Annotated in this window: 22 protein-coding genes; 16 read left to right on the forward strand and 6 right to left on the reverse strand. The window is 25.6% G+C overall.

Features of this window, described 5'->3' with window-relative positions; all coding sequences use genetic code 11:
• The 10 genes from GOM42_RS04860 (at nt 1) to GOM42_RS04905 (ending at nt 9,597) form a co-directional block, all read left to right on the forward strand.
• Nucleotides 1-474 (forward strand): cupin domain-containing protein, encoded by a 474-nt coding sequence (locus GOM42_RS04860; protein WP_003453912.1) that lies wholly within the window; start codon nt 1-3, stop codon nt 472-474.
• Between the two features lie 367 nt (nt 475-841).
• Nucleotides 842-1,318 carry a glutathione peroxidase gene (locus GOM42_RS04865; RefSeq protein ID WP_003454005.1) on the forward strand — a complete coding sequence of 159 codons (477 nt, stop codon included), beginning with the start codon at nt 842-844 and terminating at the stop codon, nt 1,316-1,318.
• A gap of 432 nt (nt 1,319-1,750) precedes the next feature.
• On the forward strand, nt 1,751-2,296 hold the full coding sequence (locus tag GOM42_RS04870) for a GNAT family N-acetyltransferase (RefSeq protein WP_003459864.1): 546 nt from the start codon (nt 1,751-1,753) through the stop codon (nt 2,294-2,296).
• A 291-nt stretch (nt 2,297-2,587) separates the two neighbouring features.
• On the forward strand, nt 2,588-2,899 hold the full coding sequence (locus GOM42_RS04875; protein ID WP_003459816.1) for a hypothetical protein: 312 nt from the start codon (nt 2,588-2,590) through the stop codon (nt 2,897-2,899).
• A 313-nt stretch (nt 2,900-3,212) separates the two neighbouring features.
• The gene (locus GOM42_RS04880; RefSeq protein ID WP_110077326.1) at nt 3,213-4,853 is read left to right on the forward strand and encodes an EAL domain-containing protein; all 1,641 of its coding nucleotides are present in this window, start codon (nt 3,213-3,215) and stop codon (nt 4,851-4,853) included.
• Between the two features lie 81 nt (nt 4,854-4,934).
• Nucleotides 4,935-5,555 (forward strand): flavodoxin family protein, encoded by a 621-nt coding sequence (locus tag GOM42_RS04885; protein WP_003453853.1) that lies wholly within the window; start codon nt 4,935-4,937, stop codon nt 5,553-5,555.
• 442 nt (nt 5,556-5,997) lie between these two features.
• Nucleotides 5,998-6,423: a hypothetical protein gene (locus GOM42_RS04890; RefSeq protein ID WP_078233485.1), complete on the forward strand. Its 426-nt coding sequence runs from the start codon at nt 5,998-6,000 to the stop codon at nt 6,421-6,423.
• A gap of 179 nt (nt 6,424-6,602) precedes the next feature.
• Nucleotides 6,603-7,091, forward strand: a complete 489-nt coding sequence (locus GOM42_RS04895; RefSeq protein ID WP_078233486.1) for a DUF2691 family protein — start codon at nt 6,603-6,605, stop codon at nt 7,089-7,091.
• Between the two features lie 239 nt (nt 7,092-7,330).
• A complete protein-coding gene (locus tag GOM42_RS04900; protein WP_078233487.1) occupies nt 7,331-9,142 on the forward strand; it encodes a ribonucleoside triphosphate reductase in 1,812 nt (603 codons plus the stop codon).
• The gene (locus GOM42_RS04905) at nt 9,139-9,597 is read left to right on the forward strand and encodes a 4Fe-4S cluster-binding domain-containing protein (protein WP_078233488.1); all 459 of its coding nucleotides are present in this window, start codon (nt 9,139-9,141) and stop codon (nt 9,595-9,597) included. Before GOM42_RS04900 ends, GOM42_RS04905 begins: the two co-directional genes overlap by 4 nt.
• 164 nt (nt 9,598-9,761) lie before the next feature.
• Here the strand turns inward: GOM42_RS04905 and GOM42_RS04910 are convergent, their stop codons facing one another.
• Nucleotides 9,762-9,980, reverse strand: a complete 219-nt coding sequence (locus tag GOM42_RS04910; RefSeq protein WP_003459849.1) for a hypothetical protein — start codon at nt 9,978-9,980, stop codon at nt 9,762-9,764.
• Nucleotides 9,981-10,694: 714 nt separating this feature from the next.
• Complete coding sequence (locus GOM42_RS04915; RefSeq protein ID WP_110077327.1) at nt 10,695-11,480, reverse strand: phosphorylase; 786 nt, start codon at nt 11,478-11,480, stop codon at nt 10,695-10,697.
• 356 nt (nt 11,481-11,836) lie between these two features.
• Between GOM42_RS04915 and GOM42_RS04920 the strand changes: the two genes are divergently transcribed.
• The 4 genes from GOM42_RS04920 to GOM42_RS04935 all read left to right on the forward strand — a co-directional run bounded on the left by GOM42_RS04920 (nt 11,837) and on the right by GOM42_RS04935 (nt 14,859).
• A complete protein-coding gene (locus GOM42_RS04920; RefSeq protein ID WP_011590489.1) occupies nt 11,837-12,934 on the forward strand; it encodes a hypothetical protein in 1,098 nt (365 codons plus the stop codon).
• 196 nt (nt 12,935-13,130) lie between these two features.
• Nucleotides 13,131-13,649 (forward strand): ClbS/DfsB family four-helix bundle protein, encoded by a 519-nt coding sequence (locus tag GOM42_RS04925; protein WP_011590490.1) that lies wholly within the window; start codon nt 13,131-13,133, stop codon nt 13,647-13,649.
• A 36-nt stretch (nt 13,650-13,685) separates the two neighbouring features.
• Entirely contained in the window at nt 13,686-14,528 is an 843-nt protein-coding gene (locus GOM42_RS04930) for a hypothetical protein (protein WP_004457245.1), read from the forward strand.
• A gap of 16 nt (nt 14,529-14,544) precedes the next feature.
• The gene (locus GOM42_RS04935; protein WP_011590491.1) at nt 14,545-14,859 is read left to right on the forward strand and encodes a DUF3784 domain-containing protein; all 315 of its coding nucleotides are present in this window, start codon (nt 14,545-14,547) and stop codon (nt 14,857-14,859) included.
• A gap of 191 nt (nt 14,860-15,050) precedes the next feature.
• Here the strand turns inward: GOM42_RS04935 and GOM42_RS04940 are convergent, their stop codons facing one another.
• Nucleotides 15,051-15,788: a TIM barrel protein gene (locus GOM42_RS04940; RefSeq protein WP_004457215.1), complete on the reverse strand. Its 738-nt coding sequence runs from the start codon at nt 15,786-15,788 to the stop codon at nt 15,051-15,053.
• A gap of 366 nt (nt 15,789-16,154) precedes the next feature.
• On the opposite strand from GOM42_RS04940, the gene GOM42_RS04945 reads away from it, so the two are divergent.
• Complete coding sequence (locus tag GOM42_RS04945) at nt 16,155-16,901, forward strand: hypothetical protein (protein WP_078233490.1); 747 nt, start codon at nt 16,155-16,157, stop codon at nt 16,899-16,901.
• Between the two features lie 217 nt (nt 16,902-17,118).
• Here the strand turns inward: GOM42_RS04945 and nanH are convergent, their stop codons facing one another.
• Nucleotides 17,119-18,267, reverse strand: a complete 1,149-nt coding sequence (nanH, locus tag GOM42_RS04950; protein WP_070956573.1) for an exo-alpha-sialidase NanH — start codon at nt 18,265-18,267, stop codon at nt 17,119-17,121.
• A gap of 504 nt (nt 18,268-18,771) precedes the next feature.
• On the opposite strand from nanH, the gene fliB reads away from it, so the two are divergent.
• Nucleotides 18,772-20,142, forward strand: coding sequence for a flagellin lysine-N-methylase (gene fliB, locus GOM42_RS04955; protein WP_003459848.1), 1,371 nt, complete (start codon nt 18,772-18,774; stop codon nt 20,140-20,142).
• A 436-nt stretch (nt 20,143-20,578) separates the two neighbouring features.
• Here fliB and GOM42_RS04960 read toward each other — a convergent pair whose 3' ends face one another.
• Nucleotides 20,579-20,872: a YciI family protein gene (locus GOM42_RS04960; RefSeq protein WP_110077328.1), complete on the reverse strand. Its 294-nt coding sequence runs from the start codon at nt 20,870-20,872 to the stop codon at nt 20,579-20,581.
• A gap of 388 nt (nt 20,873-21,260) precedes the next feature.
• On the reverse strand, nt 21,261-22,082 hold the full coding sequence (locus GOM42_RS04965; RefSeq protein ID WP_242975668.1) for a type II CAAX endopeptidase family protein: 822 nt from the start codon (nt 22,080-22,082) through the stop codon (nt 21,261-21,263).
• Nucleotides 22,083-22,643 lie beyond the last annotated feature (561 nt).

Genomic DNA, 22,643 nt, shown 5'->3' on the forward strand with positions numbered 1-22,643 from the left:
ATGGAAAACATAAGTAAGGAATTATTAGAAAAACTAGTAAGACAAATAATTGAAGAAAAGCTTGCTGGAGCAGGTAATAATGATTCAGTTGACTTTATAAGAAATAAAGACAAAAGTGGAATAATGTCAATTAAGCTTCCAACAGTTAAGGTTGATGAATCCAATAGATTAGATACTGGAAACCCAAGAGATGTAGTTTATACTAAGGATTTATTTACATTAGAAGAAAGTCCAAGACTAGGCGCTGGAATAATGGAAATGAAAGAGACTACTTTTGATTGGACTTTAAACTATGATGAAATTGATTATGTTATAGAAGGTCATTTAGATATAATAATAGATGGAAGAAAGATTTCAGCAGATGCTGGTGAAATCATTTTAATACCTAAAGGATCAAAGATTCAATTCTCAGTTCCAGATTATGCTAGATTCATTTATGTAACTTATCCAGCAGATTGGGCAAGCCAAGCGTAATAATTATTATAAAATAAGATTGAAGTATAAAACATAGAGCTTACTTTTTAATAAAAGTAAGCTCTATTTTGGTATTAGGTTAGGTAAATATTAAGATTTTATTTGATGTAGAGTTTGGCGAATATTGTGCTGTGAGAAGTTTTTTTTGCATAATTTATGAAGAAGCAGACAAATTAGTACATTATCAAAAAACTCCCCTACTATGATATTTATATGCAGAGAATTTCAAAATTATTACTAAAAAATGGAAAAATATTATTTTTAGATTAATGCAAATGTATATTGACATATTAATCATATAGAATTAAAATAATTGTATAAAATTAAATTTTAAAAAATATAATTTAGAATATATGGGGTGAGTAGTATGGAAATTTATGATATTAGCGTAAAAGATATTAATGGAGAAAATGTAAGTTTAGAAAGATATAGAGGAAAGGTTCTTTTAATAGTTAATACTGCTAGTAAATGTGGTTTTACAAAACAGTTTGATGGATTAGAGGAGTTATATGAAAAATATAAGGATGAAGGCTTCGAGGTTTTAGGATTCCCTTGTAATCAATTTAAGGAACAAGATCCAGGAAGCAATTCAGAAATAATGAACTTTTGTAAATTAAATTTTGGTGTAACATTCCCTATGTTTGAAAAAATTGATGTTAATGGAGAAAATGAATCTCTATTATATTCATACTTAAAAGAACAGAAAAGTGGAATGTTTGGAAGTAAAATTAAGTGGAATTTTACTAAGTTTTTAGTGGATAGAGAGGGAAATGTAATAAAGAGATTTTCGCCACAAACTACTCCAAAGTCAATAGAAAAAGATATTGAGGAACTTTTAGCTTAAGGTTACATATTAATTTAATATTACTTTTAAACAAGCTTTATTTTTTAGGTGCACAAACCATCTTTTCTTTTGGCATTACAATAGATGATTTTAAACAATATTTGCTTTTAGGTCTATTTACGAGCAAATATTAAATAAAATCTAAACTAGATACTTTTAAACAATATTTGTTTTTAGGTGCTAACAGCTTTTTAGTAGTTACTATTAATAGAATATTGATTTTAGGTTAGAAATTTTAATCACACATAAATCCTTAAATGAGAACATAGTATGACATTGTTTAAGTATTAGGGGAGAGGGTATAATTAACATTGGATGAAAGAGATAAGCTTTAAAAAAGCAAGACTTTCTCTTTTATATAGGTGTAATTAAACTTATATGAAAAATACATGTAAGATTTAGTGATTTATTTGAAGTTAGGAGGAGTTTGAAATGAATCTTAAAAGAATAAATTCAAATGATAATTGCTTTAATAAGGCAATGGAAATATACAATGGAAGCTTCCCAATATTTGAAAGAAGAACAATGGATGATCAAATAAAGGCATTAGATGATATAAACTATCATTTTGAGGTTATATATGATAAAGAGGAAATAGTAGGAATATTACTCTATTGGGATATGGGTAGGTATAAGTATATAGAACACTTTGCCATAGATTCTAAGTTAAGAGGAAAAAACTACGGATCTAGAGTGTTAAAAGAGTTTTGTGACCATAATAAAAATGTAATTTTAGAGATAGATCCTCCGATAGATGAGATATCAATAAAAAGATTGAATTTTTATTTGAAATTAGGTTTTAAATTGCAAGATTTTGATTATACACATCCATCCTACAGAAAAGGCTGTAAGAGACATAGTTTAAAGATTATGACTTTTAATCATAATATGCCTAAAGAGGATTATGATACTTTCAATATATTGTTGAAAAGAGATGTTATGAAGTATTCTGAATTTAAAGATAGGTTAAATAATTAGTTTAAAGTATATTTTTATATAAACTAAATAGAAATTGATTTAAGTAGAAAATACAATGGTACTAAATTTAGGCCATTGTATTTTGTTTTTTAGAGCAATAAAACTTTATAATACTCTAAAAAATTAGAAGCATAATAGAATAGCAATATAGACTTTAGAGTAACAAAACTTTAGAAGGATTAGTATAAAAGCTTTTTAAATTTCTAGAAAAAAAGGTTTTTTTTATTTATAATAAAAAAGATGTAGATTTTAGAGTATTAATATAAATTACTAATAGCAAAGGAGCGAAATATGAAGAAGGTTTTAATTGGAGTTTTAGTGTTTTTAATTTGTATTATTTCAGTCTTTTTGTTTTTTGATAGAGAAGAGGAAAGCATAGTTACTGATGTAGTTGAAAAATCTCAATATGGTCTTTTAGTTAATTATGAAGATGGACTTATTGCAGTTGATACTGAAGACGCTGAAATAATTGATAGAGATGGAAAAGAAAATACTCTAGATTGTATAAATGAGGGAGATAGAATAGAAATTATTTATGATGGAAAAATAGAAGAAACTTATCCAGCTCAGATTAATAATGTTTACAAAATAATAATTTTTTAGTTTATATTAAGAGTCTTATAATAAATATATTTTTGAGTTTTGTTGAAAGTTTTATAAGAAAAAGCACTAAATTTATTTAATAGATTTAGTGCTTTTTTATAAATATTTATATTGTTTAAATTTTAATATAGTTTTATATTTATTTATTAATTTAGATAAAGAAAAATTAGTTAATTGCTTTAATTTCAAAAAAGAAGAGATAAAAATATCAATTGCTTAAATCAAGTTTATTAGAAAATTATGTTAATATTTAAATAGAGTAAAAATTTATTTAGAGATAAGGTTATATGAGAGGTTAGGGAAGTGTTACTTTATGAAAAAAAGGGTGTTTTGGGTAAGTATAGTATTTTTAATAATTATAACGGTTTTAGGTATTACAATTAAATTTGATGGTAAGAAAGTTAATTGTAACAGAAAAACAGTTAAAGTAGGATTTTATGAATATTATCCTTATTATTATCTTAATAAAAATTCTATGCCAGATGGCTATTATAATGAAATACTAGAATTAATATGTAATAAGTTAGATTTAAATTATAAGTATGTAGATTGTAATGTAACAGATGCTTTAGAAAAGCTTAAATCTGGACAGATAGATTTAGTCTTTGGAATAAGTAAGACTCCTGATAGAGAAAAGGAATATGAATTTACTGACCACTATCTAAATAATGATAACTTTGCTATATATACTAATAAGAATATAAAAAATGGTGATTTAAAAGCTTTAAATGGATTAAAAATGGGATTTTTAAAAGGAGAAGAAAATAATGAGTGGATTTTAAGGCTTTTAAAGGATAAAGGCATAAATGTGAAACCTATAGATGTTTCTAATTATCCTGAAGATGAAGAATATTTACATGATAACAAAGTAGATTTTGTAGTAGAAAATACAAGAAGCAATATAAATTATGAAAATAAAAATATTAAAAAAATTTTTGAGTTTTCTTCTGGACCAGTTTATATAACTAGTAGAAAAGGTAATGAAAAATTAATTGAAGGAATAGATTCTGTCCTTGGAGAGCTTGAAGAAGATGGGGAACAAAAAGATACTAATTTATATTCTAAGTATTTTGATGAGCATTTAGATAAATTAAAAAATGAAAAGTTATTAGTTGTAATATTTTTAATTATAATATCATTATTTATTTATAAAAAAAGAAAAAATAAAATATTCGCTATAAGAACTAAAAGAAAAATTAGAGACTATATGAAAAATGATAAATATATATTATATTATCAACCTATAGTAGATCCAAAGACAAATGGAGTAAAGGGATTTGAATCTCTTTTGAGATTAAATAAGGATGGAAAAATTTTAACTCCCTATAGCTTTATAAGGGAAATTGAAGACAATAATATGTCTTTAGAAGTTTCTTTATGGCTTTTAAAGAAGGTTATTTTAGATTACAGAATAATAAAAGATTATGATATGGTTAAAGGAAGAGATTTTTATATATCCTTAAATGTTTCATTTAAAGAAATAGAAAATCCTAAGTTTTTAAGATCCTTAATGAAAATTGCAAAAGATTATAAGATTGATGATTGTAATATTTGTTTAGAGATAGTAGAAAAGTTTGGTATGGAGGATATAGGAAGAATACAAAGTGCAATAAGAATAATAAAGGAATATGGATTTTTAATAGCTATAGATGATTTTGGAGTGGAATATTCTAATTTAGATTTATTAAATAAAATTGATTCTGATATAGTGAAGCTAGACAAGTACTTTGCTGATAATTTAGATAAGTCTATTATAAATGAAAAAACAGTGGAATTTATATCAGAAATATGTATCATAGCTAATAGAACTATAGTATTTGAAGGTATAGAGGAACAGTATCAGGTTGACATTGTTAAGGCATTTCCATATGAAAAAATATATATTCAGGGATATTTCTATTCAAAGCCAGTAGATATTGAGACTTTAAAGGATTTTAAATTTAAGGATAGTTAATTTTTAAAGGATAGAAATAGTAAGAATTAATGAGAAGGATTTATAATATAATAAGGTGGTTATAATTAGGAGGTACAAAAAATGAAAGTATTATTAGTTAATGGAAGTCCCAATAAAGAGGGATGTACTTATACAGCATTAAAGGAAGTAAGTAAAACTCTAGAGGAAAATGGAATAGATACTGAAATATTTCAAGTAGGGAATAAGCCTATAGGTGGATGCATAGGATGTGGTTCTTGTAAAAAAACAGGGGAATGTTTTATGAAGGATGGTGTAAATGAATTTGTAGAAAAAGCTAAGGATGCAGATGGATTTGTATTTGGTTCACCAGTTTATTATGCAGCAGCTTCAGGTTCAATAACTTCATTTTTAGATAGAGCATTTTATTCTGGGGGTAAGCATATGGCATTTAAGCCAGGGGCAGTTATATGTAGCGCAAGACGTGCTGGGACAACCTCTACTTTAGATCAATTAAGTAAGTATCTTACAATATGCAATATGCCAGTTGTAAGTTCACAATACTGGAATATGGTTCATGGAAATACTCCAGAGGAGGTTAAAAAGGACCTAGAAGGTATGCAAACAATGAGAGTGCTAGGAAGAAATATGGCATGGCTTATTAAGTGTATAGAATTAGGTAAGAATAATAATATTCTTAAACCAGAATTAGAAGAAAGAGAAAGAACTAATTTTATTAGATAATATGAAGATTTAAAAATAGTTTTTATAAATAGACTCTGTTAGTTAAGAGAGAAAATAAGTGGAATGTATCAAAGTTAATTTTAATCTTTGATATATTTCACTTTTATTTAGTTATATTCTAATTTTTAAATCATGTTCAGGATTTATTATGTTTCTTTGAAATCTTTATTCTAAAAATTCTTTTTAATGATGAAACTATTACAATTATTTCTTTATTAACTTGATTTGGTATTTCAATATTTAGAAAATATACAAATATTTTAACTTTAGTTAATTTTATAATATAATTTATATGTGATAAAATGTAGCTAAGAAAATGATTACAAAATATATGGTTTATTTAAAGGTATTCTTAAAGTTTTAGATTACATAAAAAGAAAGTTTATAAGTAAAAATAATACTTCTATAATGTAGATTTTAACTAGAAAGTGGGGAACTAATTATGGAATCAAAAGAAATGAGATTAGCTAAAAAAGCAAAAAAACTTATAGATGAGTTTGAAAGGGTTCAATCAGTTCTTTTAAATGGAGAATTATCTGATCAAGAAGTGGAAATAAGAGATGATGGAGCTACTATTGTTCTTAAAAATATAATGCCAGGATATAGTGGAGAAGCTATGTTTAAGTTAACTCATATATCTGATGTGGTTAAAGCTTACATTGATGATATGGATGAAGAAAATGATGAAATGATTAAGAGTTACGAAGTTGAAAATACTAATTGGCATGAAAGTGATTTAGGAGATATTTACAGAGAATCTACTATGGAACATTTAGAAAAAGTTGAAGTAGTAGGAGATAAAGTTAGACATACGTATAAGGAACTTAAAAAGATAGAAGAGAAAGCTAGAGAAATAGAAGGACTATAGGATTTAGTTTTTATTTGTAAAGTAAGGTTTATTTAATATATAACCTTACTTTATTTTATTTATAAATAAAATAACAATATTAATTAAATACACATTTAGGAGATATATTTTTTTGGATTCTATACCGTAAATAAAAGAATAATGAGAGTTAAGTACTTTAAAATAAGGAGAAGATAATTTTGAGGGGAATAGTTTTAGATAAAGGGCAAGAATATTACACAAATTTAAGAAAGGTTTTTAAAGCTTTTAATAACATTCATCTTGAGTATAACTGGCTTATTACAGATTGTTGTGCTTATCCAGAGAATGAAGATATAGAGGAACTATTATCAAGAGAATATTGCTTTATATCTGGAGAAGAACTAGACACTATAATTAAAAAAGAGGATTTTCAATTGATTTGGGGTGTTTTAAGTGGGTTCAATAAGAAATTTACTTTAGAAGAAATTATGAAATATACTTTGCCTTACGCAGAAGATAATAAAGATATTTGGGAGAATCCAGTTTGTATTCAACATCCTCTTTCAGAGATAGAGATAATTTCATGGGATAGCGATAAAACAGTTCTAATAAGCAAAGATGAAAATTTATTAGGTAGTTTTAAAAGTAATTTCCATTTAAGTGAAGATTTAGAATTTTACAATAGAAAGTTAAAAAATAGATTATAAAACTTTAATAAAAAAAGAAATTATTAAAAAATTTATGTTTTTTAGAAAGTAGGAAAATACAATGTTTCATTATGTTTTTAATAGTTTAACTAAAATTTTCTTTGAGTTTTTTGAAAAAAGTTAAAAGGTTTAAAGAACTTAGATTATAAGAGACATTAAGAGTATTTCCATAAAAAACAAATAATTAATTGATTATAAACATATAGGTATATGAGTATTTATTATAATACTTTGAACTGATGTATAATGTCAGTATAAATAAAAGGGATGTAAAAAAGGATGTGAAAAATATGTTATCTAGTAAGAAAATAGTAGATGATTATATTAAAAAAATAGATTGGAGAGTCAATGAAAATTCCAATTCACCATATAGTTTTGGGAGTCTCAATAAACATATAATAGCTGAGGTTTCTAAAGATTACTGGCTTAATGAAGTTTATAAGGATAAAAGAATAATAGATGCTTATAAAAATGGAGATATGCATATTCATGATCTAGGAGGATTAACACTTTATTGTTGTGGATATTCCTTAAGAAACATAATTTTAATGGGAGTACAGGGAATTCCTAATATTCCAACTAGTAGTCCTGCAAAACATTTTGATGCTATATTAAATCAAATAGCTAATTTGGTTACAATATATCAAAATGAGATTATGGGAGCCGTTGCTTTTAATTCATTTGATACATTATTAGCACCTTATATAAAGAAGGATAATTTAACATATGAAGAGGTTAAACAAAATCTACAAAACTTTATATTTAGTATAAATAGTAATAGTAGGGCAGGAGCTGAACCAGCTTTCACTAATATTACCTTTGATCTTTTTCCACCAAAAGACTTAGAAAATGACCCTGCTTTAATTGGAGATAAAATTCAAGAGTTCACATATAAGGAATGTCAAAAAGAAATGGATATGTTAAATAAGGCGTTTTATGAACTTATGAATGAGGGAGATTATAATGGAAGACCATTTTCTTATCCAATACCAACTTATAATATAAACAGTAATTTTGATTTTGATAACCCTAATAATGATATGTTATTTGAGATGACAGGAAAGTTTGGGTATCCTTACTTTGCAAACTTTGTTAATTCAGATATGGATCAAAGTGATGTAAGATCAATGTGTTGTAGATTAAATCTTGATTTAAGAGAGCTTAGAAAGAGAAATGGTGGTCTTTTTGGAAGTGGAGATAGTACAGGAAGTATAGGTGTTGTTACAATAAATTTACCAAGATTGGCATATAAGTATAAAAATAATGAAAAAGAGTTTTTTAATGCTTTAAAAGAAATATTGATTATAGCAAAAGATAGCTTAGAAAAGAAGAGAAAATGGTTAAATGACAATATTATAAATAAAGATATGTTGCCGGCATTTTCAACTTATGTAGGAACTTTGAAAAATCATTTTAGTACTATAGGAATAGTTGGATTAAATGAGATGTGTGAAAACTTTAATGGAAATAATATATTAACTGAAGAAGGAATGGAGTTTTCAATAAAGGTTTGTAATTTCATAAGAGAAGAATTAATAAATTTTCAAGAAGAAACAGGAAATCTTTATAATTTTGAGGCTACTCCAGCTGAATCAACTTGTTATAGATTAGCTAAAAAGGATGTAGAGGACTTTGAGGATATTATAGTTAGAGGGGGAAGAGAATATCCATACTATACAAACTCATGTCATATGCCACCTAATGAAGTTAAAAACTTAAAGCAATTATTTGATCACCAAGAGAAGCTTCAAGTGTTATTCACAGGAGGAACTGTGGTGCATATTTATTGCGATGGAGCTATAAGTGGAGAAAAGGCAAAACACATAGTAAAGACAGTTTGTAAGAAATATAGAACACCTTATGTAAGTATTTCTCCTTTAAATAGATATTGTGAAGAGCATGGATATGTAAAGGAAAGGGTAGAAGAGTGTCCTATATGTGGCAAAAAGCTAGATTTATATCAAAGAATAACAGGCTACTTAAGAAAAGTTGAATTCTTTAATGATGGTAAAAAATCAGAATTTAAGGATAGAAATCAGTTAAGCCTATGATTATAAAAACAAAGGGCATTGTTCATGAGAGAGTAGAGGATGCGCCTTTTATGGGAGCATTAATAAGTGCAGTAGATTGTAACTTAAACTGCAAAGGATGCTTTAATCAACATTTAAAGGATTTACCAAACATAGAGATGGATTCAGAAGATATATTAGATAAAGTGACAAATGATCCTTTTAATGAAGGAATTATACTTGCAGGACTTGAATGGTCACTTCAACCTAAGGAGTTAAGGGAAATGATTAATTCGGCAAGGAAGAGAAAACTTAAGGTTATAGTTTATTCTGGACTAAGTGAAGAAGAATTTAAGAAAAAATTCCCTGATATATATGGTTTAAAAGGAGACATGTACTTTAAGTTTGGAAAGTATGATGAAAAATTAAAGGTGAATAATAATATTCAATATGATGTTAAGTTAGCCACATCAAATCAAAAGATATTAAAGAAATAATAGTAATGAAATGGAATGACAAAGAAGAAACTATTGAGTTAAAGAAAGTTTTAGATTAGATAATTACTTTAATATTATAAAAACTCAGTTATTACTGAGTTTTTTTGTATTTTATAAATAAATCTTTTAGTAGATTTTTATAATATTATAGAAATATAAGCTTCTTAATTGTTTTTATTTTTAGATTTTTCTCTTATGAAATTTTTTAAGCTAGATATAACTAATACTAAAACTACAAAATATATTAATATGTAGTTTAAGGATAATAGATTACCATTTTTATCAAAACCGAATCGGTATAATAAAAATGATATTGTTACTAATATGATAAAAATTAAATTAACTTTATTTTGGTATTTTATATTAATCTTTTCATCTTTCATATCAAAGCTCCTTTTCTTTAAGATTATTAAATATATTCTTGCATTTATTTTTAAAATTTTCAATTACATGTGTAAAACTGGCAATATTTTATGAATAATTGGGCAAATATTGCCAGTTTTATAGTGATTAAAAGTATGACATTGCTTACAGCATACCTTTCAAATATGTAATACAAGTGTAATCTAATTAAATATGAGATTTTTACTTAAGAATATATAATTAAGTCAAGGGTTGAGAGAAACAAACAAGAAAATAAATTAAGATATACAAAAGGAGAGAATAGATTATGAAAAAAGCAATGGATTTAGTAAGAATATTAGTTAAGGTAACATTTTTAGGATATAACGAAAAGGAAGATTTAAGATAATAGAAAAAGTGTACAAGCTAGTAAAATAGTTGAAACTTAAGAAAAAAATAGAAACTTAAAAATAAAGAATTAAAAGGAGAGATAACATTATGAAAAAGGCCATGGATTTAGTGAGAGTATTAGTTAAGGTAACATTTTTAGGATATGACGAAAAAGAGGACTTAAAATAATAAAGACAGATGGACAATATAAATAGGATTAGAAAAGAGAATTATTATGTATATGTTAGAATGAAAAAGATTTAGAGCAGAGTAAGCTTTAAATCTTTTTTTTTGCTTAAATCTTTATTTAGTTTATAAGAATTCATTTTAAGTGAGTTTTGATTTTAACTAGGGAATAATTAATCTTAAAGTAGGCTGTATATGATTTTGGGAATAATTTCATTTCTGACTTTTTTTCTATATTTTAGTTCACTTTCAGTTTTCCCATTATATATTGATTTATTTTTTATTGAATTATCAGAGACATTAAAAATAGCTGCTATTGGTATATTGCAAATTGAACAAGCTTTAAAAGCAGCAGCAGTCTCCATTTCAATACTTTTACAACCTAATTTCATTATATAATCTAAATGTGCAAATTGAGCAAATATAGTATCTACACTAAAATTGGGTATTATATGATAGCTAATATTATTATCTTTGCATATTTTTTCTGTATTCTTAATTAGAATTTTATTAAGCTTAGTATCTGGATAGTATTTTTCACCAAAACAATCTTTTGTTAAGTCTTTTTCTAGGTATCTGCATACCCCATCACCACATACTGATAAAGTAGGTATAATAATATCACCAATATTTATTTTCTCATCTAAAGCACCAACAGAACCAATAAATATAATCTTCTTACAATTAGAGTTTCCTAAGGCTAATATTACATCAGTACAGACACTTGCCCCAATTCCAGTTTTTATATATGTAATATTTTTATCAAATAACTTACAATTCCATATCTTAATAGAAGTATCCACAATTAATTCAGATTCAATGTCTTTAAATATAGTTGGCTCCCACCAAGGAGCTATAATAACATTTTCTTTAATTGCTTCATCGTCACATTTCAATACAGATTTACAAAGCGTATCTTTCTTTAAACCATACTTTGTATGTCCAGCTATTAGAAAATTATACATATTACCCTCCTAATATATATTTCTATAATATTATCTTATCATAAATTGGGATGATTGCTTATATTAGTGAAAAAGATAATTAACATTTAAATTAATTATTTACAGTATTTTGTAGGTTGTATATAATAGTTTTTAATTACTTAATTTCAAATATTTTCATTAAGGTTAAAGAATTATTTAATTTTGATTAATTAATGGTGAATAAAAGTTTGTAAGGCATAACTTGTTTTATACCGTAGTTTATTTTAAAGAAAATTATGAGAAGAGTTTTATTTATACTTTTATTAATGTTAGAATAAGTTATGTTTTATAGGATAAAGTAAGAAAATTTATGGTGTAAGATAGGGGGAAATACAATGAATAGATGTGAATTGTTATTAATTGTAGATGGGGACACAATTGAAGTAGAAGCAAAAGTGACATTAGAAAAAGAAATGAAGCTTAGTTTTGCATTAAAAGACTCTTTTAATATGTTATATTCTTCTGCTGAATATGACACAGAACTTATGGAACCTAATTTTATTGGCAAGTGCAATAAATATATTTTAAAGGAAGAAACTGATAATTTTACTTTAAGATACAGGGGAAAACCCTATGGATTTTGTACTGAATGCAGTGATGAAAAAGTTTTATTATCATTTTATTGTGCTTGGTATCCAATTTTAGATGATTTTTTATTTGATGATATTAAAGTAATTATAAAAGGTTTAGAGAATTTTATAGTATTAGATGCAGTAAAAGAAAAGGATTTCTGGATATTTAATAATAAAATACCCTTTGATTGCAATATAAGAGCCTTTAATAAGGATAAAGTATTTTCCTCAGAATGTGATTTCATAAAAATATATTCTGGAAAGGAAAGCGAATTAGGATATATAAATAAAATAGTTGGAGAGTTACATAAGATAAATGAATATTATAGCAGAATATTAGGAGAAAAGGAAAATAATAAGCTACAATTAATTTCTACTGGTATAGAAAATAGTGGTGGATATTTTAGAGAGGGATTTATTGTATTACCCTGCTTAGAGGATAATGATAAGTTTATATATTCATTTTTAGGACATGAATTGGCTCATGCATGGCATATGGGATATTCTGTTACAACATATGATGATTGGCTTAATGAAACTGGAGCTGAATGGAGTAGTTTATCATATATATTAAGTATTGGTAAGAATGATTTATATAACAAACAAATTCAATATGCAATAAAAGCCTTTGAAGAATATCCTATAATGAAACCCGAGGATGGGTCAAGACCTAGAACAGCACACTTTGGAGGAGTTTTGTTATTTGATAAAATTTACAAAAGGTATGGGTTAGATACAATAAATAAGTTATTAAGGTTAGCCTATGAAACAACTCCTAAAAATACTGATGAATTTTTAAAAAGAGTAAAGGGTGATTTTGATACTGAAATTTATAATATATTAAGTGAGCCTTTTAGATAAATTTTGATTTATAGAAAATAACTTAATAGTTTCAATAATGTTTGTAATAATCTATGCAAATATAAGTAATCGTTTCTAAATGAAATTTTAGGGGGATATAATATCAATTAAAATTAGAGTAATCTTATTAAGACTAAAGTTATTTGTGTATTAAACAACCAATCAATTAAATAAAATTTGTAAGGGGGAGTTGGCATTGAGAACATATGAGAGTAAAGAAGAATTAAAAAAAGAAATTGATAAGTATTATAAAAAATACATTGCTGAATTTGATAATATACCAAATGATTTAAAAGATTCAAGGTGTGAAGAGGTTGATAGAACACCTGCTGAAAATCTTGCATATCAAATTGGATGGACAACTTTAATTTTGAATTGGGAAAAGGATGAAAAAGCTGGTTTAAAAGTAAAAACTCCATCGGATAAATTTAAGTGGAATCAATTAGGGGATTTATACAATTGGTTTAATGAAGAATATGCATTTCTTTCATTATCACAATTAAAGCTTCTTTTAGCTGAAAATATAGAAAATATATATAAAATGATAGATTCTATGTCAAATGATGAATTATTTAAACCACATCAAAGAATATGGGCAGATGAAGCCACAAAAACAGCAGTCTGGGAAGTATATAAGTTTATTCATGTCAATACAGTAGCTCCTTTTGGTACATTCAGAACAAAGATAAGAAAATGGAAAAAGTTAATGTTATAAATTTATTAATTATTTTGAGTATATGGAGTGAGAAATATGAAATTTAGAATAGTTGGAAGCGGAGGCTGTGTTTCATTACCTAAGCCATTATGTAATTGTGAGGTATGTAAAGAGGCAAGGAGTAAGGGAAGATCTTATTCAAGATGTGGTTGTAGCTTGTTTTTAGATGATATAAATCTTTTAGTTGATACTCCTGAAGATATTACTTATGGAATAAATTATTGTGATATCAAAGAGATTGATAGAGTTTTATTTAGTCATGTTGATCCAGATCATACTTTAGGAATGAGAGTTTTTGAACATCTTAGGCTAAATTGGTTAGAATTATCTTGTGGTAAGAATTGTGAAAACCCAATAGAAGTATTTGCATTAGAAGATGTTATGAAAGATATAAATTCAATAGGATTTAAGTTTGGCTCTTATTTAGATTATTACGAAAATGTGAGAAATCTTATTAAGAGAAAAAGTGTAGAGGACTATATATTTATTAAAAATATAAAAGTGAGTTTTATTAAAGTAAATCATGCAACAGTATTTGTTTTTGAAAAGGAAGGAAAGAAATTAATATATGCACCTTGCGATGTTAAGCCATTTCCAGAAAGCAAACTCTTTCTGAATGCAGATTGTTTAATTATAGGAAATACCATTGTAGGGGAAGTATTAAAGGATGGTTTTATTTTGAAAGAAGATAACCCTTTAAGAGATGAATTATTTACTATAGGTGACATTGAAGAATTGAAAAATAAATATAATATTAAGAGGGTGATAATAACTCACTTAGAAGAGGATTGGGGAAAATCCTATGATGACTATGTTGAGCTTGAGAAAGGATTAGATGGAATAGAGTTTGCTTATGATGGAATGAAGATAGAAATCTAATTTATGAGGTGATTTTATGAGTATGAAGATATTGATGATTGCTTTATTTATTTTATTAGGAATAATGTTCTCCTTAGGTAAATGGTCATTTTTAATAGCAGGATTTAATACTATGACCAAGGAAAAAAAGGCAAAATATGATGTTATGTCTTTATGTAAATTTATGGGTAAACTTATGTTTATAATTGCTTTTTGTATAACATTATTTACCTTAAGTGATATTTTTATGATGAAGATACTATTTAATATCGGAACTGTTATATTAATAGTTTCAATAATATTTACAATAATATATGCAAATACAGGAAATCATTTTGAAAGAAAAAATTGAAATTATATAGTAATATAAATTAAAATGGAGCAAAAAACTTTTGCTCCATTTTTGATTGGATTTTACTAGAATTTATGTTGATATTTTCAATGTGAATTAATGTTATATTAAATTAAGTTTAACTTAAAACAAGAACTTAGTGTATATTATGTACACTATGTTCTTGTTTTAAATAAGATAAATATGGTTTATTATTTATTTGGTGTATTAAGAAAGTTTTGGATTAAATTCTTAGAGTTTATTATATCTGAATCTTTATTTACTATTTCTAATATTATTTTTCCATTATATTGAGGCAACAGCTTACTAAATATATGCTGGAAGTCTATTTCTCCATGTCCTATAGGTAAATGCTCATGAATAACATCAAAATGTCTATCTGCAATATGAAGAATTTTAGGATATTTAATATTAATTAGATCTTGTAAGTGATTAATATTATCTATATGAGCAATATCTAATAAGAATTCTAAATCAGCATTTTGGCTAAATATCTTTTGAATTTCATCAGTAGTTGTAAAAATTGGATCAAGTTTACTATTGTTTTCTAGAAAAAGATTAATTCCATGTGGTTTAAGTATATTTAAAGCGTATTTAATATTTAGGTTTAATTTGTTTAAGGTTTCTTCGTCTATATCTTCATTTTCACATATTGGATGGATTATTAGTTCTTTGTGATTTAATTTATTTAGGATATCTAATAGTTTGGGTATGTGCTCTTCAAATTCATTTATGTTTAAAACGGCATGAATAATAGTAGGAAAGTTATATTTATTTATAGTGTTAATAAAATCTTTATCATCTTCATGTAAGCATAATCCCCTATTGTCATACCATAATTGCATAAAGTCAAAATTATTTTCTTTTGCAAATTTAAATTCATCCTTATATCTATTGAAAAATCGTGCTAAACAACCTAACTGTGGCATAAGTAATCTCTCCAATCATTTAAAGTAAGTTTTAGTATACATAAATATATAGGTACGCTTATTCTTAAAACTTCATCTATATTTTGTAAAAAAGTTCTTTTTAGCATAAAATATAGAGATTCTATAATTTATTCCATCCTCTTTTAATAATTCACAATTTACATTTGCTTAATAATAATATTATAACATAAATTACAATATTTTCCTCGGTGGACTTTTATAAATTAATAAAATACATTTAAATTTTAGGAAGATATTAAAAGCTTAATTTTATTAAATTGTTTAAGTTTTTTTAGAGTGTTTGTATTAAAGAAAATTTAGAATAATTTAGTTAAGTATTACAAAAAATATTTTGAGGTGATTATTATGAGAAGGTATAAAATGGTAATAATTAGCATTATTATTTTACTTTTAATAAATAATATTATGCATAGTAAAGTTAGTTATGCCTTAGATATAGCTAATTCAAAAAATCAAGTATTACTTTCAGAAATACCTAATGAAGAGATATATTTATATGCTTTAGATTCTGATGAGGGAAAGAGTGTATATGAAGATATACTTCTTAATGTTAAAGGTAAAAAGAAAAGATTTAATTGGATTGTTGATTCAGGATTATCTTTTAGACCTGAGTTGATACTAACTGATATTAATAATGATGGAAAAAAAGAATTAGTTATAATAATAACCACAGGACATGGCACAGGAAAAAATACTCAAGAAGTACATATATTCAAGGAAGAGACTTTGGAAGAAATTAAGGTACAGAATCCGTTTGATATTATATCTAAAAATGTTAAAACAAAAGTATATAAAGATGAAAATAGTGTTAAGGTCTATATTAATATAAATGGAAAAGAGTCTGTCATTAGCAGTAAAAAATTAAATGAATTATATAATGATCAAAACAATAAAAAGAACTTTGGTGATACGTTATTTTTTAGAGATTTTTTAATATATGAAGTTTACAATGAAAAGCTTAAGGCAATTGTAGGTGGAGATATTTTCTTTTGGAATTATCTTGTTAATATAAAAATAGATTATAAATTTGAAAGTAATATGTTAGTAGTTGATAAAATTTATTTTGATGTAACTGAATATTTTAAGGACTAAAATGTTAAGTTATATAATAAAATTTTAAATATGAAACCTAATCATAGCCTACTCAAATATGAGATTTTTATTTTAATTAGTTCTAGAGAAATCAGAAATATTTTAGTATGAGATGAGACTAGAGAAATTTTATTTTTATATAAATTTTCTTCTAGTCTCAAATTTTATGGCATTCTATTAATTACTTTGATTTGTTTTAGTATAATGTAGAATTTTATTATTGTTTATTAATTAGTGAGTAATAAGGTGTTAAGTCTTGGTATTCTATATTTCCATTGGCTTCATAAACAATGCCTAAATGGCCATTTTTAAAGGATAGACAAGAATAGCCACCACCTAATTTGTTACCATCTTCAGGATAAGGAATACATATTTCCTGAACTCCTTTAGATAAATCATCAAAGTCAATCATATAAACAGCAATATTGTCTCTTATATATTCACCTTTAGTGTTTTTAGGTGCTGAAATTAAGCCTATTCTATGACCATTTGAAGTAGTAGCCTTAATAAATGAGCCTTGGCATCCAGAGCCTTTACCAGTTAAAACTTTACCGTTTAAAGGTTCATATATTTCCCAGGTGCTTCCTAAATCGTGAGAGATGTATGCTGCCCTATAACCAGAGTAATCATATCTTGTACTCATAATTAAAGCTCCATCTAATTCTATGACCATATTTTCAGAAGTATTTGAATTAGGAACCTTGTTTCCCATTGTCCATGTTTCACCATTATCCTTTGAATAGATAATTAATGAATAATAGTTATTTTCATTATTTTCTCTTAAGGAAATTTGTGCTGGCATAACTATTGTTCCATCATCCATTACAATACCTGAGCCAACTCCTCCTAGCCATCCAATTGTATTGCTTGGTTGATTTTTTACTTTTGAAGAGTCCTTAGTTAAATCTATTTTATTAGACCAAGTTAATCCATTATCATCAGAATAAATCATTTGGACAGACCAATCACTTCTTCTTGTTGAGGTAGTCATTGCCCAGTTTCCATTTGTGTTCCATGAGCCTGCAATCAATATTATTCTACCTGTATTTGTAATAACTGTTGTGGAGTCCATTACACGAGAGTAGGTAGAGTCAATACGATTATTTTTCATTGCTATGTCATAGCTCCATGTCTTTCCAAAATCAGTGCTTCGTGCAGAAGCTATGTCTATATAAGCATGGTCATCAGGACCATTATAACGAATATCTGAAAAAGTTAAAATTGTACCATCATTTAATAATTGTATATTAGGAATTCTAAAATACTTTGAATTCCATATGTTATTATCCTTGTTAAATAATATTAGTGGTTCTGGTTTATGGCTTATATCTAGATTCTTTTCAAAGGTATTGTTTTTGTTACACATAAATATAATCTCCTCCATAAATTCATATTTACCCATTAATTTAAAAGTTATTTTTCTTATAAATAGGTGTAGAAACCTAATTATTAAAAACTCCTATCTTGAAAAATATAGAAGTTTTTCAAATAAATTATAACAGTATTTGAAATTCTTTACTATGGAATAATGTAAATATAATTCTTTTTGGAGTTTTCTATAAAATTTTAGTTTTTATAACTTTAAGAAGGTTTAAGCTTAATAGCTTTAATTTAAGGAGATTTTAATAAAACAATAGTTTTTAAAGAAAGGAAATGGGAGTAAAAAAACTTTATATTTCAGAGAAGTTTTAATAAAGTAATAATTTCTAGAGAAGTTATTAAAGATAATTAGCCTTCTTTAACAGTTAGGATGATGTAGAAGGATTGAACTCTAAAAGTTTTAAAATATAAGGTATTAAACAAAGGAATTATATTTTTTGATATAATTAAAAGGTGAGACTTAGAATTATTATAAACTGTGAGGAAAAAGATGAAAGTAAGAGTACCAAATTATTTTAATGAGTTTAAATGTATAGCATCAGAGTGCGAAGATACTTGTTGTGCTGGATGGGAAATCGTTATTGATGATGAAACCTATAAGCGTTATGAAAATGTGGAGGGTGAATTTAGAGAAATCCTAAGAAGTAAGATAGTTAAAAGTGATGGGGAAAATATTTTCCTTTTAAATAATGGGAACTGTTCCTTCTTAAATGAAAAAAAGATGTGTGAGATTTATATTAATCTTGGAGAGGATCATCTTTGTTATACTTGTCAGCAATTTCCTAGATATACTGAAGAATTTTTAGATTTAAAAGAAGTAGGACTATCTTTATCATGTCCAGAGGCTGCAAGAATTATTTTAAGAAAGGCTGAAAACACTACTTTTAATTTAAGTGAAGAGGATAATTGTGAAAATGAGATTAAAGAAGAGGTGGAAGATGATTTAAGTTTATCCTGTGAAAATATAAATTCCTCAAACTGTGATTTATGTAAATCTTCTAACTTAAGGGATAGTGAAAATAATAAGTTTTTTAACTTAAGTGAAAGTGAAAATAGAGAGTGCTTTCATTTGAAAAATAGTGAATGTAATAATAGTGAAGTGGAGAGCTTTACTGAGGATGAAGACTACTTTGATGAAGGCATTGATGAAGAGGTTCTTTCAGAGTTTTTAGAGTGTAGGAATATTGTTTTTAATATTATAGAGCGTAATGATTTAGATTTAGGAACAAAGGCGGCCTTAGCTCTTGAATTTGTTAAAGAGGTTCAAAACAAGATAGATTTAGGTGATATGGATGAAATCCCAGAGCTTATGGAAGAGTATAGGGATGAAAATTTCATAAATACACTTATAGAGGAACTAGAAGATTTTAAAGGAAAAGAAAGCATAAAACATAAAAATCTATGTGAATATTTAAATGTTTATAAGAGTATAAAACATATAAATTCAAATGATCCTTTAGGGCTAGAGAAAGCATTAAAGTGTTTTGAAGGAAATGAAGAGTTTTATTTAAGAAAGCACAAGGAATTTAATGAGTATTACAAAGAAAATTTATATAAGTTTAAAAACATACTTGTATATTTTATATTTAGATATTTCATGAAAGCTATTTTTGACTATGATGTCTCTGCTAAGATAAAGTTAGCTATAATCAGTACATTAATGATTAAAGAACTTGCTGTAGTAAGATTTATAGAGAATAATAATGAATTTACAGAGGAAGATATGGTAGAGGTTAGCCGTATTTACTCTAAAGATATTGAACATTCAGATGAAAATATAGAAAATTTACAAGAAATATTTGAGACAGAAGAAATATTTGAAGTTGATGAAATACTACCTATGTTAATGAATGACTTCTAAGTTTAGATAATAACAATTAGATTATTTATGGAAAGAATACTATAGGTAATTAAGAAAGTTTTTTTGACTTACCTATAAATAGTTACAATTTAAATCTTAATGATTTTTCTATTAAAGAGGATATTTAATAAAATGATTAATTGAAAAAGTGCTACAGGTTTAATGAGTTAATTTTGGGTATAAATAAATTAAGCTTTTAAAAACTTAGGCTTTTTAAATTTATTAATGATTTCATATAATATAATTTGCTTAAGTTTTAACTTATTTAATAAGTTGTAATCTTGTATAAGGTTTTGGGATATTTTAAAGGGCTAAAAAATTAAAGAGAAATTAAAATAGTGGCTATATATAAGGTTAAATAATAAAAAAGAGTATTTTAAGTTATATATTTATGTAATTTAAAACACTCTTTTTATTTTTAGTTTTGCTTAAAATGTTATTTAAACCATTCACTTGGTGATGGATTAAAATAGTGAGCGTTAAACTCTACAAATTTATAATCCTGTATTCCATAAAGTTTAAATGGTTCCTTTGATAAATAGGATTCTAATTTTTCTACAGATTCTGATTTAATAACAAATATGACTCCACTCATGTCTGATTTAAGGCCAGAGACTAATATCATTCCTTCATCCATTGCCTTTTGAGTATAGGCCATATGTTCTTTCATTATATCTTCATTAATCTTATCTGAATTTTTTAATATACCTTCAACAATAAAATATTTCATTTCTTATCCTCCAAAATTAAGTACTATAAATATATTATAAACTAATAATTAATAGTATTTAATAATATTTACTAAAATAAACTTTTGGGGTTAGAGGTGGAATTTCTTTTAAATATGTTTGGACTTAAAGAATTATTGTAAATATATTATTGTGTTAATTTAAGAAGCCATATATAAGTCTTATTATTTTATTACTAGTGCTTAAAGTTTTTAAGAGTTATACTTTTAAGAATTAATGTTATTTAAAAAGTTTTTATTATTAATCGAGGAATTTTAATTGAGCATTAAATTAAGATGTTTTTATGCACATTTGAAAAACATCTTAAAAGTAATAATCATAAATATCCTTAAATTTATAATTATAAATAACCTTAAATTAAGATTAAGCTTAGCTTGTTAAAGAGCCTTTTTTGTATAGCTTGTACAATAGATAGGCCATTGGAACTATGCTTATTATTTGAAAGCCATTAACAAACTGGAGTATTTCATGCTTAGCTAGTGGAGGGGGAAGGGTTGCAACTAGGTTATTTAGCATATGCATGAATATAACTAAAGGAAGAGACCGAGTTTTACTGTATACAAATCCTAAAATAATTCCTAATATAGAGGCATAAACAACTTGTACAGGCTCCCTATGGAATAATCCAAATAAAAGACCAGAGAGAATTATAGGTGCTGCTCCTCCTTTTATCTTATCTATTTCGTTAAAGATTAATCCTCTAAAAAGTAACTCCTCAACAATTGGGCCAAATAAAATTACAGATAAAAATATAAATATATAGGCTTCATTACTTAAGCTTTCAGATATTTGAGAAAAATTTTGTAAGCTATTTTTTACAAGGGTAATAGAGGATAATATTTTGTCTGCAAATATGAGCCATAGAGCAGAGAGGCCTCCCATACCCATTGAAATTAAGGCGTATTTAGGAATATCTTTTCTTGGAAGTTTATTAATAATTTTGTTCTTGTTGTATTTCTTACATTTATATATAAGAAGATAAACTAACATGGTTAAAAAACAAGCAAATCCATCAATCATAAAGAAATTTGAGTCAATAAAATTAGGAGGTAATAGTCTTAAGGAAGTCTTTGTTATAAAGCAGCAGAATAATAAAAATAAAAGAGATCCTATAAAGGATAAAATGTAATATAGAGCTAAAAAAATAAATATGTTTAGTATGGCTTGAAATAGTTTAATGATTTTTTTCATGATTCACCTCAATTTATAAAAAATAGTCTAATGAGCTTTTGTGATAAATCTTTCCTTAAATTTTCTTATTAAAGAAACTTACATAGCAAGGGTTAAGAAGATATTATGATAAATTTCCTTGTGAGAATCAAGCTTATACCTAATCAATTTAGTAATGTTAAGAAGATATTATGATAAATTTCCTTTTAAATGATGCTAATATATTAAGTGTAGGAAAATAAGTTTAATAAGTTCTTATAATAAATACTCAATTTAAATTTTGATTAGTGCTATAAGTTCCATAATTTTTAGCTTGGGAAAGAACCTAGATGAGATAATATATGGAATATAAACTAATTATATGCATAATGTTTAGGGAAAAATAGCTTAGCTATTTATAGAATTAATTAGGAAATAACTGATAGTACCAAGAGGGTTACATATTATTTATAAAAGCTAAAATTTTTATGGTATTAGGAATAATGGATTTTACAAGGAGGTTTAGAGAGAAAAGATAATTACTGTTTATAATATATTTATTGATAATATGTTATAAGAAAATGGTTGTTTCAGAAGAAAAAA

Origin of the sequence: Clostridium sp. 16K-1-R1, from assembly GCF_023921145.1 — a bacterium.
Taxonomy (GTDB): Bacteria; Bacillota; Clostridia; order Clostridiales; family Clostridiaceae; genus Sarcina; species Sarcina perfringens.

Coding starts and splice junctions, on each gene's coding strand:
- GOM42_RS04860 (WP_003453912.1), top strand. CDS start 1: ATGGAAAACATAAGTAAGGAATTATTAGAAAAACTAGTAAGACAAATA.
- GOM42_RS04865 (WP_003454005.1), top strand. CDS start 842: ATGGAAATTTATGATATTAGCGTAAAAGATATTAATGGAGAAAATGTA.
- GOM42_RS04870 (WP_003459864.1), top strand. CDS start 1,751: ATGAATCTTAAAAGAATAAATTCAAATGATAATTGCTTTAATAAGGCA.
- GOM42_RS04875 (WP_003459816.1), top strand. CDS start 2,588: ATGAAGAAGGTTTTAATTGGAGTTTTAGTGTTTTTAATTTGTATTATT.
- GOM42_RS04880 (WP_110077326.1), top strand. CDS start 3,213: ATGAAAAAAAGGGTGTTTTGGGTAAGTATAGTATTTTTAATAATTATA.
- GOM42_RS04885 (WP_003453853.1), top strand. CDS start 4,935: ATGAAAGTATTATTAGTTAATGGAAGTCCCAATAAAGAGGGATGTACT.
- GOM42_RS04890 (WP_078233485.1), top strand. CDS start 5,998: ATGGAATCAAAAGAAATGAGATTAGCTAAAAAAGCAAAAAAACTTATA.
- GOM42_RS04900 (WP_078233487.1), top strand. CDS start 7,331: ATGTATAATGTCAGTATAAATAAAAGGGATGTAAAAAAGGATGTGAAA.
- GOM42_RS04905 (WP_078233488.1), top strand. CDS start 9,139: ATGATTATAAAAACAAAGGGCATTGTTCATGAGAGAGTAGAGGATGCG.
- GOM42_RS04910 (WP_003459849.1), bottom strand. CDS start 9,980: ATGAAAGATGAAAAGATTAATATAAAATACCAAAATAAAGTTAATTTA.
- GOM42_RS04915 (WP_110077327.1), bottom strand. CDS start 11,480: ATGTATAATTTTCTAATAGCTGGACATACAAAGTATGGTTTAAAGAAA.
- GOM42_RS04920 (WP_011590489.1), top strand. CDS start 11,837: ATGAATAGATGTGAATTGTTATTAATTGTAGATGGGGACACAATTGAA.
- GOM42_RS04930 (WP_004457245.1), top strand. CDS start 13,686: ATGAAATTTAGAATAGTTGGAAGCGGAGGCTGTGTTTCATTACCTAAG.
- GOM42_RS04935 (WP_011590491.1), top strand. CDS start 14,545: ATGAGTATGAAGATATTGATGATTGCTTTATTTATTTTATTAGGAATA.
- GOM42_RS04940 (WP_004457215.1), bottom strand. CDS start 15,788: ATGCCACAGTTAGGTTGTTTAGCACGATTTTTCAATAGATATAAGGAT.
- GOM42_RS04945 (WP_078233490.1), top strand. CDS start 16,155: ATGAGAAGGTATAAAATGGTAATAATTAGCATTATTATTTTACTTTTA.
- nanH (WP_070956573.1), bottom strand. CDS start 18,267: ATGTGTAACAAAAACAATACCTTTGAAAAGAATCTAGATATAAGCCAT.
- fliB (WP_003459848.1), top strand. CDS start 18,772: ATGAAAGTAAGAGTACCAAATTATTTTAATGAGTTTAAATGTATAGCA.
- GOM42_RS04960 (WP_110077328.1), bottom strand. CDS start 20,872: ATGAAATATTTTATTGTTGAAGGTATATTAAAAAATTCAGATAAGATT.
- GOM42_RS04965 (WP_242975668.1), bottom strand. CDS start 22,082: ATGAAAAAAATCATTAAACTATTTCAAGCCATACTAAACATATTTATT.